This window comes from Larkinella terrae (assembly GCF_009668025.1).
Classification (GTDB): Bacteria; Bacteroidota; Bacteroidia; order Cytophagales; family Spirosomataceae; genus Larkinella; species Larkinella terrae.
The window spans coordinates 84,774-103,412 of sequence record NZ_WJXZ01000005.1; the positions used below are offsets into that span (position 1 = coordinate 84,774).

20 protein-coding genes and 1 tRNA gene are annotated in these 18,639 nt (G+C 49.8%); 9 read left to right on the forward strand and 12 right to left on the reverse strand.

Features of this window, described 5'->3' with window-relative positions; all coding sequences use genetic code 11:
• Positions 1-387 precede the first annotated feature (387 nt).
• From GJJ30_RS10030 to GJJ30_RS10065, 7 genes are all read left to right on the forward strand, one after another.
• Positions 388-1,548: a YncE family protein gene (locus tag GJJ30_RS10030; RefSeq protein ID WP_154175014.1), complete on the forward strand. Its 1,161-nt coding sequence runs from the start codon at positions 388-390 to the stop codon at positions 1,546-1,548.
• 194 nt (positions 1,549-1,742) lie between these two features.
• On the forward strand, positions 1,743-2,135 hold the full coding sequence (locus GJJ30_RS10035) for a T9SS type A sorting domain-containing protein (RefSeq protein ID WP_154175015.1): 393 nt from the start codon (positions 1,743-1,745) through the stop codon (positions 2,133-2,135).
• A 420-nt stretch (positions 2,136-2,555) separates the two neighbouring features.
• The gene (locus tag GJJ30_RS10040) at positions 2,556-5,423 is read left to right on the forward strand and encodes a PAS domain S-box protein (RefSeq protein WP_154175016.1); all 2,868 of its coding nucleotides are present in this window, start codon (positions 2,556-2,558) and stop codon (positions 5,421-5,423) included.
• A gap of 120 nt (positions 5,424-5,543) precedes the next feature.
• Positions 5,544-5,616, forward strand: a tRNA-Lys gene (locus GJJ30_RS10045).
• Between the two features lie 438 nt (positions 5,617-6,054).
• On the forward strand, positions 6,055-6,390 hold the full coding sequence (locus GJJ30_RS10055; RefSeq protein ID WP_154175018.1) for a hypothetical protein: 336 nt from the start codon (positions 6,055-6,057) through the stop codon (positions 6,388-6,390).
• Between the two features lies 1 nt (position 6,391).
• Positions 6,392-7,090 carry a recombinase family protein gene (locus tag GJJ30_RS10060; RefSeq protein WP_154175019.1) on the forward strand — a complete coding sequence of 233 codons (699 nt, stop codon included), beginning with the start codon at positions 6,392-6,394 and terminating at the stop codon, positions 7,088-7,090.
• Between the two features lie 245 nt (positions 7,091-7,335).
• Complete coding sequence (locus GJJ30_RS10065; RefSeq protein WP_170299157.1) at positions 7,336-7,965, forward strand: DUF2971 domain-containing protein; 630 nt, start codon at positions 7,336-7,338, stop codon at positions 7,963-7,965.
• A 250-nt stretch (positions 7,966-8,215) separates the two neighbouring features.
• Here the strand turns inward: GJJ30_RS10065 and GJJ30_RS10070 are convergent, their stop codons facing one another.
• The 12 genes from GJJ30_RS10070 to GJJ30_RS10125 form a co-directional block, all read right to left on the reverse strand.
• A complete protein-coding gene (locus GJJ30_RS10070; protein WP_154175021.1) occupies positions 8,216-9,244 on the reverse strand; it encodes a hypothetical protein in 1,029 nt (342 codons plus the stop codon).
• 18 nt (positions 9,245-9,262) lie between these two features.
• Complete coding sequence (locus tag GJJ30_RS10075) at positions 9,263-9,520, reverse strand: hypothetical protein (protein ID WP_154175022.1); 258 nt, start codon at positions 9,518-9,520, stop codon at positions 9,263-9,265.
• Positions 9,521-9,774: 254 nt separating this feature from the next.
• On the reverse strand, positions 9,775-10,056 hold the full coding sequence (locus GJJ30_RS10080) for a hypothetical protein (protein WP_154175023.1): 282 nt from the start codon (positions 10,054-10,056) through the stop codon (positions 9,775-9,777).
• A 2-nt stretch (positions 10,057-10,058) separates the two neighbouring features.
• Positions 10,059-10,370 carry a hypothetical protein gene (locus GJJ30_RS10085; protein WP_154175024.1) on the reverse strand — a complete coding sequence of 104 codons (312 nt, stop codon included), beginning with the start codon at positions 10,368-10,370 and terminating at the stop codon, positions 10,059-10,061.
• A gap of 6 nt (positions 10,371-10,376) precedes the next feature.
• Positions 10,377-10,613 carry a hypothetical protein gene (locus GJJ30_RS10090; RefSeq protein WP_154175025.1) on the reverse strand — a complete coding sequence of 79 codons (237 nt, stop codon included), beginning with the start codon at positions 10,611-10,613 and terminating at the stop codon, positions 10,377-10,379.
• A 150-nt stretch (positions 10,614-10,763) separates the two neighbouring features.
• The gene (locus tag GJJ30_RS10095; protein WP_154175026.1) at positions 10,764-10,973 is read right to left on the reverse strand and encodes a hypothetical protein; all 210 of its coding nucleotides are present in this window, start codon (positions 10,971-10,973) and stop codon (positions 10,764-10,766) included.
• Positions 10,961-11,116 (reverse strand): hypothetical protein, encoded by a 156-nt coding sequence (locus tag GJJ30_RS10100; RefSeq protein ID WP_154175027.1) that lies wholly within the window; start codon positions 11,114-11,116, stop codon positions 10,961-10,963. Before GJJ30_RS10100 ends, GJJ30_RS10095 begins: the two co-directional genes overlap by 13 nt.
• 128 nt (positions 11,117-11,244) lie before the next feature.
• A complete protein-coding gene (locus GJJ30_RS10105; RefSeq protein ID WP_154175028.1) occupies positions 11,245-12,711 on the reverse strand; it encodes an antA/AntB antirepressor family protein in 1,467 nt (488 codons plus the stop codon).
• A gap of 83 nt (positions 12,712-12,794) precedes the next feature.
• Complete coding sequence (locus GJJ30_RS10110; protein WP_154175029.1) at positions 12,795-13,124, reverse strand: hypothetical protein; 330 nt, start codon at positions 13,122-13,124, stop codon at positions 12,795-12,797.
• Positions 13,121-13,513, reverse strand: coding sequence for a hypothetical protein (locus tag GJJ30_RS10115; protein WP_154175030.1), 393 nt, complete (start codon positions 13,511-13,513; stop codon positions 13,121-13,123). The genes GJJ30_RS10110 and GJJ30_RS10115 overlap by 4 nt, the downstream gene beginning before the upstream one ends.
• Positions 13,510-14,538 (reverse strand): hypothetical protein, encoded by a 1,029-nt coding sequence (locus GJJ30_RS10120; protein ID WP_154175031.1) that lies wholly within the window; start codon positions 14,536-14,538, stop codon positions 13,510-13,512. Before GJJ30_RS10120 ends, GJJ30_RS10115 begins: the two co-directional genes overlap by 4 nt.
• Positions 14,539-14,828: 290 nt before the next feature.
• On the reverse strand, positions 14,829-15,011 hold the full coding sequence (locus GJJ30_RS10125) for a hypothetical protein (protein ID WP_154175032.1): 183 nt from the start codon (positions 15,009-15,011) through the stop codon (positions 14,829-14,831).
• 701 nt (positions 15,012-15,712) lie between these two features.
• Here GJJ30_RS10125 and GJJ30_RS10130 point away from each other — a divergent pair.
• Positions 15,713-17,746, forward strand: coding sequence for a PAS domain-containing sensor histidine kinase (locus tag GJJ30_RS10130; RefSeq protein WP_170299160.1), 2,034 nt, complete (start codon positions 15,713-15,715; stop codon positions 17,744-17,746).
• A gap of 157 nt (positions 17,747-17,903) precedes the next feature.
• Positions 17,904-18,434, forward strand: coding sequence for a DUF421 domain-containing protein (locus GJJ30_RS10135; RefSeq protein WP_229313071.1), 531 nt, complete (start codon positions 17,904-17,906; stop codon positions 18,432-18,434).
• The last annotated feature ends 205 nt before the right edge of the window (positions 18,435-18,639 follow it).

An 18,639-nucleotide genomic window follows, 5' to 3' on the forward strand; every position in this document is an offset into this window, starting at 1 on the left:
TCTCCTTATGTCTTCAGCTTTTATATCTATATTCTAAAGTTAATGTCTTCGGTCCATTTGTGTCTTCAGTCTACTTATGTCTTAATTCGACGGTTCAAAAAAGCCCTAGGGGCTTAACTCTGGATAACCCCGAATGCAATTCGGGGCAACGCTATACCAACTGTCCGATGCAACCCCGGCGGGGGTTGACTCACCCTTTACAAGCGATTCAACCCCGCTGGGGTTGACGTGTCTTACGTGATTCCCGCCCCCGAATTGCATTCGGGGTTATCCAAAGTCAAGCCCTTTGGGCTTTAGTTAGAAATGCGAGTTAGGCTGCGCAGGTAGATTAGGACCCATTTTTTCTTAATCGGTTCATAAACGGATCTCCTGCAAAAGCCTACGAAAATGAAAACTTCGGTAATTCTTTCCCTCATTTGCGGCCTGTCTGTCGTATTCACCACGGCCTGGATGCCCCAGCCCGTTGACAAAACCGCCGATCGTCCGCCCAAAACCGCCCCGAAAGTCCAGCGTTATTTGTACGTTGCGACACCCGGCGTTCGGAACTACCTCGGCTACGGCGGCCACGGCATTCAGGTATTTGACATCGACAACAATCACCGGTTTGTTAAATTCATTCAGACCAAAGGGTTTCAGAAAAACGGAAAACCGTCGAACGTAAAAGGCGTCGACGTTAGTTTGGCGACCAACTGCATCTACATCAGTACATTGGAAGCGCTGCAATGCATTGATATGTCGACCGAAAAAGTGTTGTGGGAGCGGGAATACGAAGGAGGTGTGGACCGGATTTCGATTTCGCCCGACGGAAAAACCATCTACATGCCTTCGCTCGAAAAAGAATTCTGGACGGTGGTCGACGCCAAAACCGGGGATGTTATTACCAAAATTGTGACCAATTCCGGTTCGCACAATACGATATACGGCCCGGCGGGAAAATACGTCTACCTCGCGGGTTTGAAATCAACTATGCTAAACGTGGCCGATGCGAAAACGCACACGATTGCCAAGAAAGTAGGACCGTTCAGCGCCGACATACGGCCTTTCACCATCAACGGCGCGGAGACGCTGGTGTACGTGAACGTCAACGGACTGCTGGGATTTGAAGTGGGCGACCTGGTGACCGGAAAATTTTTACACCGGGTGGTAGTCGAAGGCTTCAACATTGGCGAAGTGAAACGGCACAGTTGCCCGAGCCACGGCATTGGCATGACGCCTGACGAAAAGGAAATCTGGCTGTGCGACGGCGCCAACAACCGGGTACACGTTTTTGATAATACGGTGATGCCGCCGGTGCAGAAAACGTCGATTCTGGTGCGCGACATGCCGGGCTGGATCACGTTCAGCATGGACGGAAAATACGCGTATCCCTCTTCGGGCGATATTATCGACGTGAAAACCCGGAAGATTGTGGCCACGCTCGAGGACCAGCATTTCAACCAGGTGCAAAGCGAAAAGATGGTTGAAATCCATTTCAGTGGTGGAAAAGCCGTGGCCGCTGGCGATCAGTTTGGCATCGGACAATTGAAAAAAGCAGCTAATCAGAATTAAATCCTACTCAAACCGCCTTCTTCCCGTAGAATTCAAAAACCTCATCCGGGTTATCGACCACTCGTCCTTCTATTTCGACCGTCAAAGTACTATGTATAGCAAGGTACCTTAGGATGTTGATATCTTTGAGTCATCAAACCGGCCGATAAACGGCAGTAGATAACAAAAAAGAATATCCTTAAACAACAAATCTCATGAAAACGCTATTTGCTTCCGCTTTACTGGCCTTGACGTTGGCCGCTTCCACCACGTTTGCCGCTGACAACCGGGAAGAAAAGAAAACGAAATCGACTTTCCAGTCGGCGGTTTACCCGATGACGAACAGTATGAAAGTAAACGTGTGTGTGAGCAAGGAAACCGACAGCAAAGTCAACGTTCGGCTGGTTAACAGCGAAGGACAAACCCTGGCCAACCGGAAACTGGGCGAAGGCCAGGAGGTGGCAACACTTCGCTTTGATTTGAACCAACTGGAAGACGGGGTTTATAAAGTTGAAATCTCGGACGGAACGAACACGGAAATAAAAACCGTCAAATTGCAAACCAGCACACCGGTTGTTCAGTCGAGCCGGTTGGTGAGCATGAACTAAGCCATCATCGATCGATTTAGAAACCGGCCGGTCGGCCGGTTTTTTTGTTTTTAAATAATCAAAAATGTCTGGTTATTCAACTTTAATTTGCTTAGAATTACTACTTATTTAAAAGAATGATAAATTAGGTAGTGAAACCTATTCCCGCAATTCCTAGGCATTGAAAGCGGGTCACGGCATAATTGTTGCTTTGATTTGTTGATAATTTAGCTATAATGGTAACAAAGCTTCAACGTGTATCCCAAACTAAAATACACTGGGTTCTGAATTTTTGGTTTTGATCGGGGTTCGTGATCGGTGTCGTTGTCGGATAAATTTAGTGGAAAACCCTGCGGATTACTGGTGAAAAAGCCACGTTTACCAATAAGTACTTGACTTGAGGAAAAGTACGGTTTAGTTCATCAATGTTTTTAAAGTAATATGTCCCCAATAGAACCCCTCGAACGCCAACTTATCCTTGAACGGGAAGCTCGTCGGCAGGCTGAGGCTAGTTTGGAAGAGAAAATCCGTCAACTTGATGAGGCTACCGAAGCGCTGCGTCTACGCACGGAGACCGGTTCTCAGGAATGGGAGAGCCAGATCAACGAGCTGAAAAAAAGCGAGCGGCATTACCGCCACGTGGTTGAATCGGTGCCGGATATCATCTTTAAAACCACAATCGACGGTTTTTTTACGTTTGTCAATCCGGTTGTCGAGCAGTGTCTGGGCTACAGCGAAAATGAAATAATCGGTCTGCATTTTATCAATCTGGTGCTACCGGCCTGGCGGTCAACGATGGTCGAGTTTTACCAGAAAGTGATTCGTACCCGGCAACGAAGTTCGTACATTGAGTTTCCGGTAAAGGCAAAAGACGGGCGAACCGTTTGGATCGGCCAGACGCTGCGGATCATTGAAGGCGATGGCACTGTGCCTGAATTGGTGGCGGTGGCCCGGGATATTACGGCCCGAATTGCCAACGAAGACACGCTGCGGACGACGCAAACGCGGTTTGCCTGCCTGATTACCAATCTGCAAACCGGGGTTTTGGTTGAAGACGAAAACCGTAAGATTATCTTAGCCAATCAGTTATACTGCGACCTGTTTGGTATTTCCCAAAAGCCCGACGATTTGGTTGGCCAGGATTATCTGGAATATGCCAACCCGTCGGAAGCGCTGCTGACCAATCCGGATCAGTTTCGCGAACAGATGGAAAATGCCCTCGAACAAAAAGATACGATCGTCAATGAGGTCGTTGGCATGGTTGATGGACGGGTTCTGGAACGGAGCTACATTCCCATCTTTCTGGAAGGAAAATACCTTGGACACCTGTGGCAGTATACCGACATCACGGAGAAATTCCGGGCGAATGAGAAGATTCGCAAAAGCGAAGAGAAATACCGGGGCATCATGAACCGGATGGAACTCGGTTTGCTCGAAGTGGATAACAATCAGTTAATCCGGCAGGCCTACGACCGGTTTTGCCAGATGGTGGGTTATTCCGAGGAAGAACTGATCGGTCAGCGCGCCGATGAATTGCTGGTGCCGCAGGAATATACGGATTTTTTGAGCAAACAGCAGCGGTTCCGGAATGCGGGCGGTGCCAACTCGTACGAGATCCAACTGAAGCGCAAAGACGGAAAACGAATCTGGGTGATCATTAGTGGTGCGCCGATACTCGACGAGCGGGGGCAGGTCGTTGGATCGATGGGGATTCATTATGACATCACCGAGCGGAAGGAACTGGAACACGAACTGGCTCAGGCCAAGCTGGTTGCCGAATCGGCGCAGCACACCGAAAAGCAGTTTCTGGCCAACATGAGCCACGAAATCCGGACGCCCCTGAATGCGATCCTGGGCTTTTCGAACCTGATCGGATCGACGGCGCTGAATGCGGAACAGAAAGAATTTGTTGAATACATCCGAACGGCGGGCAAGAACCTGCTGACGATTGTCAACGACATTCTCGATATTTCAAAAATTGAAGCCGGAATGCTGCCGTTAGAAAGCATTCCGTTCAGTGTCAGTTCGTTGGCGGATTCGATCCGTACCATGATGGATGGTACGGCAAGCGATAAAAACCTGCGACTGACGGTCAAAACCGACCCTGATTTGCCAGCGGTGGTGCTGGGTGATCCAACCCGGCTCACGCAGATTTTACTGAATCTGCTGAGCAACGCCATCAAATTTACCAAACACGGGGGTGTCGATGTTCGTATCGAGAAAAAGGAAGAAAAGAACGATTTCGTGCGCATTCGATTTACCGTAGCAGATACGGGAATCGGGATGGAAGCGGATATTCTTCCGTTCATTTTTGAGCGGTTCCGGCAGGCCAGTGACTTTACGACCCGCTACTATGGCGGCACCGGTTTGGGGCTGAACATCGTAAAATCCCTGACGGAAATGCAGGGCGGCTGGATCAGGGTAAAAAGTAAAACCGGTGAAGGGTCGACGTTTACGCTGGAAATTCCGTACAAAGTGGCTCCGCATCAGGCCGATCATGAAATTGACCTGAGCACGGACGCTGCGGGGCACGCCGGCCGGGAGGTAAATATTCTGGTGGTGGAAGACAATGTGATGAATCAAAAACTGGCACTTCAGGTATTGAACCGCCTGGGATACACGGCACAGGTAGCCGAAAACGGCCAGATTGCGCTCGACATCTTGCAGAAAGAAGAAGTCGATCTGGTGCTGATGGATATTCAAATGCCCGTTATGGACGGTTATACGACGACGAATCACATCCGAACGACCTTGAAAAGCCGGGTACCGATTATTGCGATGACCGCCCATGCGCTGGCAAATGAGCGGGAACAATGTTTGCAGGCCGGCATGAATGATTTTATCCCAAAACCGTTTCAGATCGAAGAACTACAACGAATTATGCGTAAATATTTACCGACGGCGACGGCCAAAAACCCGACTCAAAATTCGTATTCACCCCCCAAAGCCAGCTTTACGGTTGAGCCACTTCTGGAAGCTGTAGGAAGTGATATGGATTTCGCGGTTGAAATGATGACGTTATTTATGCACCAGACTCCCGCTGAAATTCAGCAGTTGCAACAGGCTGTGGAAGACGGCGATTTGGCGGGCGTTAAACGGTTGATTCACACTCAGAAAGCCGTCATTCAAACGTTTGGGCTAAACGAAGCTGCCCGACTCATTACCACCTCGGAAGCGATGATTGCCGACAAGAAGCCGATGGCCGAAATTGTCCCCCTGATCGAACAATATATTCAGGTCCTGCAATCCGAACTGCCGGTAATTCAATCGGTTCTGAATGCGGTTTTAAATGGCGATAACCTGGGCTGATTGTTCGCCGGCGCCTGCCCGGAATTAGCGGAATCGATCGGGGCAGGCAGAAACCGACTGCGATTTATTTGTTTTATTTCCGGAACAAATTACATTCGCTTCCACGTTTGCCCATCATCCGACTCCGTAGCTCAGTTGGTAGAGCAACTGACTCTTAATCAGTGGGTCGACAGTTCGAACCTGTCCGGGGTCACTTCATTATCAATGAGTTAGCCACTGCTTTTATGTAGTGGCTTTTTGTTTGATACACCATTTGATACACAATTTAGTGAGAGTATAACGGCAAAACCTCGCCTTATCCCTTCCCGTTTCGGTGGTTCCTGACAATTTTTGCGATAAAATCACGCAGGGCGTCAGAGGCACTTATTTCTCTTTCTTCGCAAACGGCCATAAATTCGGATTTTAGCTTGCTGCTGAGTTTGATATTCAAACGACTGTCTTTCATTGCTTTAGTATTTGATTGATTACTACTAAAGATAGCGAAAAAAGTGCATAACGTACGTATAAATCAGGTACTTAAACGTACGTACGTTGAACACATCGCAATATAACACCTCTTATACGTTCGTTTAAGAGTTGTTAATTTACCCCATTTTCTTTATCTTTCTGATGTATTCAAGCCCGTATTAAGATGAAGACAAAAAAGGTTGCAGGGGTAGAAGTGCCGGCCGATCTGGACATGAACGGCTTTGAGAGTGGCAAGCACGCCGAGCCTAATTACTCGTTTCGATTGAATCTTATCGAAGATGCCCGCGACAAGATCAACCTTTACTTTGAAAAGACGTCAGCTTTCAATCGAAAAACAAACAGTTACGGGTTGAAGCACCGAATTGAAGGCGCTATTGGTCATCACCTGGCTAATGGTGAATTGATTGTTGCTATGATCGGCGAAGGGTATCGGTTCGAGCGCATGGGCATCAACTGCCGGTTTAATGTATCATCCCGTTCCGTAAAAGAGTTGCTTTAACATGGCGAAGAAAAACGGAGCAGAAACTGAGGGACCTCAAAAGTACGTGGCCTACCTGCGGGTTTCCACCCAGAAGCAGGGTCAGGAAGGTTTAGGGATGAAAGCCCAGGAGAAGGGCATTCTTGACTACTGCGGAGAATCATTGATTGGCAAGTTTGTCGAAGTCGAGTCCGGCGGCAAGGTCAGCCGGAAGGAATTGGTACGGGCGGTCGAACTCTGCAAAAAGAATAATGCGAAGCTGATCGCATTCCGGCTTGATCGGATTTTGCGGAGCCTGGATATATTGGTTATCCTCCGTCAGAACAAAGTCAAGTTCACGGCACTTGATTGCCTGAACGACTCCGAGATGATCATCAATATTAAAGCCGCTTTTGCTGAAGAGGAACTTCGGAAGGTATCCGAGCGGACCCGTAACGCGCTGGCTCAAAAAAAGGCGGGCGGCAAAGTGCTGGGCAAACCCGAGAATATGAACTACGCTGCCCAGGTTAAAGGCGCTGAGGTCAACAAACAACGGGCGGGAGAAAATAAAAACAACCGTCGGGCAACCGCAATGGTAGCACAACTGCGCAGTCAGGGCAAAACCTTTGATCAGATTGCCGAGCAATTAAATAAGGATGGGTTTGTTACCTCCACTGGTAAGGAGTTCCACGCTATGCAGGTGCATCGACTTCATAAACGGGTCGAAGCAGAAAAAAAATAATTGAGAAAACATAAGGCGACTTACTGACAAAACTGACAAAAGTGTCAAATAGACCAATTACACAGCCACTGATTCTACAGCCGTGGAGTGAGGGCTTAACTGAAGGAGACGCTAGTAATACGCCTTATTTTATAATGCCTCCTAGAGTGCTATACAGGTATTTCGGTTACAAGTGGGCCCTGGAAACCATTAAGTCAGAAAAGTTATTCTTTCGCTCTCCCACTGAGTTTAATGACCCACTTGATATGAATGAGTGCCTTATCGACTTCAAATATGATAAGGAAACGTTAGCGAAATGGTATGATAGAGTTTCCGAGTTTGAAAACCTAGGGCCAAAGGAAGAGTTCGTAAAAAGTACACCTAAAAAAGGTTTTTATACCTTCGTGAAAAACCTGTTTACCGGCTTAAGGAAAAATTGCGGAGTCTGTTGTTTTACTTCAGATCCTGATAATGCTTTAATGTGGAGCCATTATACCGAATCGCACAAAGGAATTGCTCTAGGGTTTAACATTATGCCTGTAATGCAAGGGGGGCAGTTTTTTATTCAACCAGTAGATTATTTGGATCAAATAATAGCTCAAAGCTACTTTACAGGAAATGAAGAAACCTTACGACATTTAATTCTTACCAAATCTTCAATATGGAGTTATGAAAAGGAATGGCGTGTCTTTCAGTATTACCAGAATGGGCTCTTTCAATTTAATAAAGCATGTCTGAAAGAGGTTATTTTTGGGTATCGCACCACAAGTGAAAACAAGAAAGAAGTGTTGATTGCCATTAAAAAGGGTGGTTACAGGGGAATTGCAATCAAGGAAATCGTTTTAGACAAAACCTCTTTAAAATTTAAAACTGAAGTAATCAAGCATATTAGGTAGCCAGCCGATTCGGGACTTTGGCCTTTTCCGTTACACTGGACTTTCTTGAAAGTACACAGCCGAATTTTTACGAATGTTCGTGAAAAACGCCCAGACCATCAGCCCGGGCGTTTTGAATCTCAACAACAAGACTAGAATGGATGAACCAATTTAACCTTTCCTAATATAGCTGATTATCAGCAATAAAAAAAGGTGTAGAGCAACAGCCCACACCTTTAACGATTTAACTACCTCATAACCGTAATGCCATTTATTCGTCAATTTTGATGGTGATTCCACCGCGCTTGCTGATCATCACCAGCCCCTTCTCGAACCGGGGCATGTACTCGTAAAACTCATGCTCGATGATTTGCTTCTTTAACTCGCCCAGCACCAGCTGCATCACCTTCGGAGCGTCATCGCCCGCCCAGGTGATCAGATCCTCCACATTGTAGTATACCCGGCGCATATTCGTTCGGGGCTTCACCAGCCAGGAACGGAACGAATAATCCAGATCATCAGTGAATAGCGCGACCATTTGCTTTTTCTCATCTGCGCCACTGGATATTGCGGATTCATACCGGCAGTCACCGTGATAACGTTCATGCAGCACGTCAAAAGGTTCAGTGAATGGTTCACGCTCTGGTAACGGGTCAAAAGTAACGGTTTCAAGCAACGTCTCGGGAGCAGGGACATTCTCCTGCATATCCACAAACCGCGCCTGGTAATCACGGCCGATCTTGATCAGATACTCTTGAAACCGCATGTCGTAAAGCACGTCGAACGACTCGTTAACGCCCCTGTTGGTCGTCGTTACAAACCAGATCAGGTCGATGCCTGGATCATCATCGAGCGACATTAAAAAAGCGATAAACATAGCATTGACCCGAACGCCATACGAGGTGTAGGTGTACCCCAATGAGCAGTAAGACACTCCATTGCGCTTATAGACATAGTGATTTTGAGCCGTTACCATTACGCGTTCAAAGCCGAGGTACCGGTATGGGTCGGTGTCAATGGACTCCGCAAATGTTCGGCCCGAACCGGTTAGCCCTGTGTTTTCGAGCATCTGCGATAAAACGGCCCGATCTTCAGGCGCTTCTACGAAGTCTGGCAGGTCGTTGATGCCGATCCCCTCAATGATGCAATTGTCGTCAAAGATCGGCCCTTTGGCTAAAACTTCGATCAATTCGCGGGGGGTCATTCCAGCGGTATTAATAAACTCCGAAGCGCAGTAGGTGGAATGCTTCGGGTAGTCAAGGTGTACCAGCTTGACCCAATCGGGGTTAATTATGTTCATAGTCCTGTTGTTTATGGTTTACTCATCATTTGGCAGCGGCCCGAACAGCCACTGCTTACGCGCTTTGTACTTCGCATTCTTGGCTGCCAGTTGGTAGGGATAGATGTATATCCAGACCGGCCGCGTAATGCCATCCCCGTACACCCGGTACTTGCTTTTGCCTTCCAGTGACGGAATAGACACATGCTTATTAACCGCCGAGTTTCGGGTCAATGAAAACAGGTTGCTGTTGAGGATGCTTTCAACATCGCCCCCATAATCTGCGCCGTTTGACATGATCAATTTACGATTTAATGGGTTGATAATCAAAGAATAAGTCTATTATTTTGCGCACTTTCGCGGACGTTTTCGGGCTTCTAATTGTTTAGCCACTTCGAGATTCCACAGCCTGAGTGCATCTCCTTCGGGCGGGCCAAACGGGTAAGATTTGCGAAGCGTTCGGCGCAGCTCCTGCAGCCGTTTCGCGGGGTTGGCATCGATCACCTGGCGGACAATCTTTGCGGATATCCGTCGGTAGGGTACGGCGTAGCTCATGGTTGTTTTGCCGAGATCAGGATTCGCAGGTAAAGTAAGTCAATGCAGTGCATGGGTCGTTCGGGTTCGCTCCAGTCTTCACCGCTGTAGCTGGTGTAGAATGAATAGCCCAACGCTCGCCGTTCAATGGAAAAGTAGTGATGCTGGGTAAATGTCTCCTGCCAGATACCTAGCAGTGCGAAATAGGGCTCCGCCTGCTCGCCAACAAGTAGCGTTACCAGGTTGAAGTGCCAGCCAAAGACGACTACCTCCAGCGTAAAATTGATGCTTACGGCCATTGCTATACGTCGGTTAAGGTTTTGCCAGCTTCTGACATTATCCGGCGGTATCGCCGTTTGCTCATCGGCCAGCGAAACCGGAAGAAAAGCAGCTCCAACTCGTGCATGGCATAGTCAGGATCGTGGTCGTTTTCGACTGCCAGTTGTTCGCTGAAGGAGTATTCAAAAAGGGAGCGGAAGAGGTCGAACCATCGGCAGCTACAATCCAGTTGAAGGATTCTAACCCAAAAATGCACGTGACCTTTCTCGTTTCGTCTGAGGTCGTAGCCGAACAGCCGAATGGTAAAATCGGGTATCTGGAAGCCTGTTTTCATGGGATGCTACACGCCGGTTGAAGTGGTGGCCAGGATGAGGGATTTGCCCCTCGTGCTGGTTGGATCGTACAGGTCCGCCTTAATACACGAAATGACGTCTTTTTGCTGGTTGGATTCTTCGAGCCAGACCACACCCGAACATCCGTTTTCTTCTAGTAGGCGGACGAACTCGCTTAGTTTAATATCCTCCGACACGCTTTGCTCAATTACCGATTGTAGCACTTCTGCTTTGTGCTTTTTCATGGCTCGATGTGGAGTTTAAGCGGACCCTTCGCCCGAAACCAGAAGTCGTAAAACAGGATACTGACAATGTGCCAGTATTCGTCCTCGGATTTTTTACCCTTCACCTTTTCGCCCGGATAGCAATTGAGTTAATGGCCGACCAGCGATCGTTCAGACCGAAAATGCTTTCTCCCATTGAAACGAAATCAGCCCGATGCGGGGCAAATACGGCTCAAGCCGGGGTCGGTAATTCATATCCTCGCAATCCGTTTCGATTTCGATCAGCGAGAAGTAAAGCGGGCCTAAATGGGTACTGATCCGAAAGTCGATGAAGTTCGGTAGGCAGGCATTCCAGATACGGGCGAATGTTACCTTTTCCATACCAGGACGGTGATCGGATCAAAGGAGAACGCGAAGGATGCGGCCAGCAATACCACGAAAACGACCAGGTAAAAGGACAGAACAAGTCCGTCGTACCGGTCTACCATTCGGTAGAATCGGCACATGATTCGTTTTAAGCTCATTGTTTGAAAGGGTGAAAAGTGGGTGATGAATGCGACAACTCGCTGGAAACGGCGTTTTTGTCAAAGAGGTAGAAAGGACCCGGCCGACATCGCCGGGCCTTTGAACCTCACTATTTCTGTCAACTAATTCAGGCAGCCGCTTTCGGCTGAACGGGAGCGTTCCGAATAGCTACCTGAAACTCTTCACTGGTGACAATGGTATACACCCGGTCCAGTACGCCGATGCGTTCGCAGAGCATCAGATACGTTTCATCCTTGCCCCGGTCGCGGGCGTTGACGTTGATTCCAAAGACGTAGTAAAGCCGGTTGTAGATGAAGGCGTACACCTGATCCTGCGTCTCGCCGGTTTTCCGGCACCGGTCGTTAACCGCCTGCCGGATGCGGGATCGCAAGGTCTGCTGGGGCGGTTCAACATTGCCGGCAAAAAGTCCGAGCGTCTGCTGGGCGGATTGCTGTTCAATGGAAACGATTTGGCCGACCACCTGCCGCGTCTCGGACAGCTTGCGTTCCTGATCCACTACTACGTGCGCGAGTTGCAAAAGAAGCTGCGCCGACTGGAGCAGCATCTGTCCGGTTGTGGGTACTGCATTCGGGTTTTCCTCGGCTGGTTCTGGTTCTTCGGGTTCGTAGTACTTCCGGTCGGCGTCACTCTCAACCTGCGGAGTATCTTCGCTTTCAAAGCCGGGATTAGGGGCCTGCTCTACAGCCTGCGGCTCTTTACCTTCGCTCACCGGCAGAGGAGTTACTGAGTCGACCGGTACCGGATTGGCGAATAATGCCCGTTGCAGGTGACCTTCATCTGCGGGTTGATCATTGACCGCATCCGCTGGTTCCAACTCAACCTTACGCACGTTTTCGGGATCTGAATCAACCGTGTCGGCCTGATCGTTTTTTGCAGTCGATGATTGAGCCGTCAGGGCATTTCGAAAGCCGGAAAGGAAGTTGGCAATGGTGTGGCCCTTTGATTTTGCTTCGTTCCTGGCAACCGTGATGGCCGCATCGAGGGTAAGTCGATAGCCCCGCGTTTTGACGAACCGATCGGGAATACCATTCTCGAACCTAATAAAATTCACCCCTTCGGCCAGTTCGTTTTTTTCAATACGGCCCCGCATCCATTCGTTGAACTCCGTGCCACCTTGCTTCACAAAGCGACGGTAGAGTGCAAACCCATCAACAAAGGCACCTTCTTCGGTTTGGTCCACCTCAACCGTTAGCATCTGCTCTTCGGACAGTGGGCCAAACGCCACCGGCTGAAATGCCGACTCCGGAAAATCGCGGATCGAATCAGGAACCAGAAAGCCCGCTTCCAGCAACTGACTGGCAACGATTTTAACGGCATTCCTTTGGTCGCGGGTCGCATCACCACGGCCAACCAGCAGCATTTCTTTCAAGGCGGGCAAGGTGGTAATGTGCCGCTTGGCCGGACCATCCTTCAGGGTGCGGTAGGCTTCCCATTCCCGCATATCCAGCTCATCGAACCGGCGGGTTACCCAGCCCCGATAATTTTCATCGTTGTCGAAATTTGAATGGTAATAAGCGCGCAGATCCACGGCGGCAAGGGCGCCAATTAGTACAATATAGTTCGGGGTATTCATGACGGTTTGTCTGATTTGATGTTATGAAATTGTAGCGAAGGGATGAGGTAAGTCCGGACTTACCTCATCAGTGAAAGCGTTGCTTACGCGGCTGCGTAGTAGTAGGCTCCGAGGGACAACTGCTGGCCAAAGTCCTCAATCGACTCCGAAACGCGGTTGATTTCTGCCACCAGTTCAGGCCCGGTTTGACCTTCGCCGAACACCTTCTCAGCCAGTGCGTCCTGCGCGTCCAGAATCCGTGCTACAGACGCTTGGGTGTCCGCGTTGAGTTGCTGGTTGACTTTCTGGATTCGGCTCAACAGACGCAGGATTTGGGCGGGTAGCGGGCCCGTGATCGGCTGGCCAGCCTGGGCGGTGATAGCCTGATTCAATTCAGCGATCAGGCTATCGCGTTGGGCGGTTAGGTTACTCATTGGGCGGGCTGTCCCCCTTCCTCGGCACCTGGCTTGTACGGCTTATCGAAAAACCGCTCATCGTACAGCCCTGCCAGTTCGGCCTGCTTATCGTAAGACTTAACAATTAGCTCGTGCGCCTTCGGGTCTTTCAACCGCTCGATTTCATCGGACAGGCGTTCGCACTCATTAGCCAGTCCGGTGGCAATACGACCCATCTCGATGGTGATCCGGTCCAGTTCGTCGTTAGTGATAGCCGCTTTGTTGTAATCCTGATCAGCGTGCTCTTTCGCTAATTGGGTAATAAGCCGTTCCTGTTCGTTACGCAGCGCGTGGTAAACCAACATCGCCGTTGAATTGTCAGCGCCGTGGCTGAGGTAAAACAGGTTAAGTTGGACATGACGACTCATTTCGCCGATCCTCCTTTCTTCGTTTCGCCGTTTGGTTCGTATTTGGCTTTCAACCGATCAACCTCCGCCTGTAGCTCGTTAATCTTTTCGGCACCCGCTTTCAGGGTTTCGACGTTGGCGTTGGATTTGTCCAGTGTTTTAGCCAGCCATTTCCGTTCCGTAAGTAAGGCCGCATTCTCAGCTTTCAATTCGGCTTCGCTTTCCGACTCTTCGGCATCATGTTCGGCAACGGCTGCCACCATCCTACCCAGAAACTCCATAATGACCGAGTAGTCACAGGCAGACGTGCGTAAATTGCCCGCCCATTTTTCTTCGGTATTCGACCAGATAGCAAACCATGCGGAAATGTTCTCAATGAAGCTGGCAAGGTTCTCCGGCGTTGTCAGCATGCTAAAGAAGATGCAGTCAGAAGAAATGGTGACCGGATTGTTATTGGCGTGTTTTACGGCGTCGTAGAAGTTGTCCTGTTTCGGATTCGCAGGCGATTCGGCGCGGCTGGGGGCCTGCATTGCGGGAAGTACAATCGTTCCGGTTTCGCGGCCGACAAATGCAATGCGTCCCGCTACTACGATCCATTGCAGGGCTTCCGCAACCCGGTCAAAGGTGTAGATATCGGCTTCAAACTGCGGATCGTTTTCGGCCGCTGCCCGCATACTCTGGATCGTTTTCAGCAGGTTGTCTACGTCGTGCTGCTCGGATAGACAGCAGGCAAGCAGGTCAGGGAATTGAACGAATACCGGCAGGTCGGTGGCGGGCAGGATTTCAGCTTCACCCGCAAAAGTTTGTGAAATAATACCCTTGATTCGGGCAGACAGGTCAGCAAGGCCCTGTTCGTTGATTTCAATGCCCTCGTAATCTTTGATGAGGTAGGCAATCGCAGCTTCTATCTGCTGATTGGCGCGATTTACAAATGAAGAAATGTGCGTTTCATCCGATGGATTGACCGTTTGCACAAAATCCGGTCCTTTTTCTTGGGAAAGGCTTGTAGAATCCCTTACCCGGTCGTAATTTCGTCCCGTTGACATTTTGATGATAAGTTAAAGTGTTTGACTTGGGACCCCGACGCTACGACCGTGAGAAAGTTCAGCGCCGGGGTTTACTGTTTCTGCTCAAAATCGCGCCTACTTTGCCGTCATCCCTTGCGGGCCTGTTCAGTTTTTCGCACTTGATTTTGAATTGATTAAGCGAATATATACAATTAGCGGACACGAAGCAATACCACGCCACACATTATTTAATAAATTATATTGATTATCCGGTAATTCGTTGAATTGAACGGAGAGTATTAAAACAATACAATAGCGGTTATAACAGTTTACTTGAGCTTATTCAGACGGTTCTTTGTGTCCTCTTCAAACAACTCCTTTCTCCTTGAATAATAAGCATTTACGGCTTCTTCAATGATAACCGCTTCGCTTCTGCTTAGGAGTTGGGCAAGCTCTTTTGTTTGATCGATCGTCTCCTGTTTAAGCCGGTAAGATAAGTGAACCTTTGCCATAGAAATATTTTCGCTACCGGGTAAATCTACTACATTAATAGACACGAAGCAACACATGTAGTACACTGGTACCTGCATTGTCCATTAATTTGTACGTACAAATATTTGTCCCGCTTCGCCAATCGGCCAGCCAACGCCCTGCTTAACTCGCCATCCGGTCGATTCGTCCCGCAAAACCCGCCCGTAGCGATGCGCTCTGCCGAAAATCAACTCTTTGTGTTACCTAGTCGTTAAGTGTCTCAAATCGCCTGTTTTTGGTGTGAAAATAATTGCCCGAATTATTAAAGTAAGTCGACGTTTTCTTTACTCGATTTTAGTATCACAAACTCATCTATGTCACTAAAATTGGAACGTAGATTCAGGAGACGGCAATTTGAGACTAACGGATTAAGCCGAAAAGGGCTAGGTGGCACGATGGGTCACCGTCCAGAGAAAACGGGCGTTTTAAGAGGCAGCTCTTGTATCATTTGACAAACCGATGACGTTTGTAAATCACTACTCCGATTTAAAAGATCCCGCTGCCCGGCGTTGATTGATTCAAAAACTCGGCCTTGCTGCCAATGAATAAGTTAACGGGTAGCATACCAGGACCTCTTTCCGATTCTACCCGCCTTTTCGTATCTTGTCGGCATTCCCATCACTCTATGCCAATCAGCACTGCATCTGCCCATCGATACCCCTTCTTAGATGGTGGCGGCCAGATGGGTCAACGAATACGGGTTTTCGATTGGTCATCAAGCTCGCTGGGCGAGCCCGACCAATGGCCCCCAAGCCTCAAGACGACCCTGAGCATTCTTCTGCAATCGACGTTTCCCCTGTTTCTGTTCTGGGGACCTGACCAACTTTTCTTCGGTAACGACGCGTATCTCACTAGTCTGGGCAGTGACGAACAGCATTCGATGGACGTAGGCCAACCCAGCCAACAGCGATGGCCCGAAAGCTGGCCACCCATCCAGCCGCTGATCGATCAGGTCCTGGCTGGCGAAGAAGCCACCTGGCCGCCGAATCAATACCTACCCATCCAGCGCAACGGCCAACGGCAGGACAGCTACTGGACCTTCAGCATCAGCACCGTCCGGGATGAAGCGGGCCAGGTGATGGGGGTGCTGGTTATCGGGCAGGATACTACCCCCGCCAATACTACCCGTCTTGTTCAAGAGGAAACCCAGCAACAGGTGCTGGCCTTCTTTGAACAGTCTCCCGTCGCCATTGCCATTATCAGTGAGGAGAATCTGACCTTCCGAATGGCGAATCCTTTTTATGGCTACCTGGTAGGGCGCCAACCCGAGCAGATCGTCGGGAAATCCCTGCTGGATGCCTTGCCTGAATTAAAGGGGCAGGGCTTTGACGGGCTGCTCCGGGAGGTGATTGCCACTGGTACCCCCTACATTGCCAACGAAGTGTCGGTCCAGATCCAGCGGAATTATCAATTGGAGACTATTTACGTGGATCTGACCTATCAACCCCGACGCGAGGCCAATCAGCAAGTATCCGGCATTCTGGTGGTGGCGACCGACGTCACCCAGCAGGTACTGGTCCGTAAAAAAATTGAAGCCAGCGAAGAGGTGCTGCGGAATATGGTCCTGGAGGCTCCAATCGGTATTTGTGTGATGAGCGCCCCGGATCTGGTGAGTGAAATTGTCAATGCCAGTTTTATCGAAGTAGCCGGCAAGCCTTACCAGGACATCATTGGCAAAAACTACTGGGTGCCCTTTGCTGAAGCGGCTCCCTACTACGCCCAAGCGCTGGACAGGGTCGTCAGCGAAGGGAAGCCGTTTTTTGCCAACGAGGTGGAGCTGATGCTGATCCGCCACGGAAAGGAAGAAATCATTTACGTTACCTTCGTCTATTCGCCCCTGAAAGATGCCGACGGCCGGGTCATCAAGGTAGCCGTCTGGGTGTTGGAAAATACGCAGCAGGTGACCGAACGGCGGAAGATCGAAGAGATCGTTACCGAGCGCACTCGGGAGTTAAACGCCGTCAATCAGCAACTGGCCGAATCCAATGAGATGCTGACGCGTTCGAATCAAAACCTGGAGCAATTCGCCTCGGTGGCCTCTCACGATTTGCAGGAGCCCCTGCGCAAAATCCAATCGTTCAGCGATCTACTCCAGACCCAGTACGCCGACACGTTAGGCCCGGGCCTGAGCTACCTGGAACGGATGCAGGCGGCGGCCAGCCGCATGTCGATGCTCATCAAAGACCTGTTGGCCTTTTCCCGCTTCTCTTCCCTAGCAGCCGCCACGACGCGAGTATCCCTGGGTCAGGTAGTGACAACTGCTCTGACGGATTTAGACCTACTGATCCAGGAAACGGGGGCGACTATCACGGTCGGCCCCTTACCGATAATTCAGGGGGACGCCTCGCAATTAGGGCAGTTGTTTCAGAACCTGCTGGGCAATGCCTTGAAATTTCGCCGATCAGGCGTCACTCCGCTCATCAGTATTCAGGCGTCTGTCGTACCGGTGAATGCCCTCCCCGCCGGCGTAACGCCTGCCCGTCGAACGGAACACTATCACCGGATCGATGTAGCCGATAACGGCATCGGGTTTGAGCCAAAATACAGCAGTCGGATTTTCCAGGTATTCCAGCGGCTGCATGGTCGGAAGGAATTTGCCGGCAGTGGTATCGGTCTGGCTATCTGCCAAAAAGTGGTGGATAATCACGGGGGAGCCATTACAGCCAGCAGTGAGCCGGGAAAAGGAGCTACCTTTCGCATTTACCTGCCCGTTTGATCAAACCAAAATGGCCTCACCGGGCAGGGTATAAATGATGCTTCCATAGAATCAAGTATGGATTGACCGGTATCATCTTCTTCAAACAGATTGCCCCGCTCGGATGTTAGCGACCTTGAGCAGAGTAACACGCTCCTGCATAATAACGACACCAAATATGTTTCAGGATTATTTAATTGTAATCTTTGGTCAGGGACGGGATTTGACTCCCTGGCAGATGGGTTGCCGGGCGTTTGTTGTTTTCTTTGTAGCCCTGTTCTTCAACCGAATCGCTGGAAAGCGCGCTTTCGGTATGCATGCTCCGTTCGACAATGTGATCTTATTATTACTGGGCGCAATTTTAAGTCGGGCGGTGGTCGGTGCTTCTCCCTTTGTCTCCACCTTGACGGCCTGCCTGGTACTGGTGTTATTACATCGACTCCTGGGCTGGGTGAGTTGCCGGAGTCACCGACTGGAAGCGCTAATCAAAGGCGAGAAAATAGTGCTCTTTCGCAATGGAACCTGGTTACACCAAAACATGCGTCGGGAATATATCACCGAAGAAGACCTGCTGGAAGAGGTTCGCATCAAGGCCAATATAGACGCAGTCACCACAATTAAAGAGGCTCATCTGGAGCGGAATGGTCAGATTAGCGTCATCAAACAAACAGATTCTCATCCCTCCTGGCTTAAGCTGGCAATCGTGTGAAGGGACGTATCGCCTTCGCAGACCGTTCGCCAATTATTTAAAAGGGCTTGACGTCGGGCGGTAAGTAGCCAAAAGGGCCAGAAGAGCCTGGGAGGAATCAGTAAGGGGCACCATGTTGTTATCTGGGAAACATCTCTACATCCGGCAGGGGCGGGCCGTCCGGAAATGGGTAGCCCTGACAAGGCTACCAAGCGAAAAAAGACCG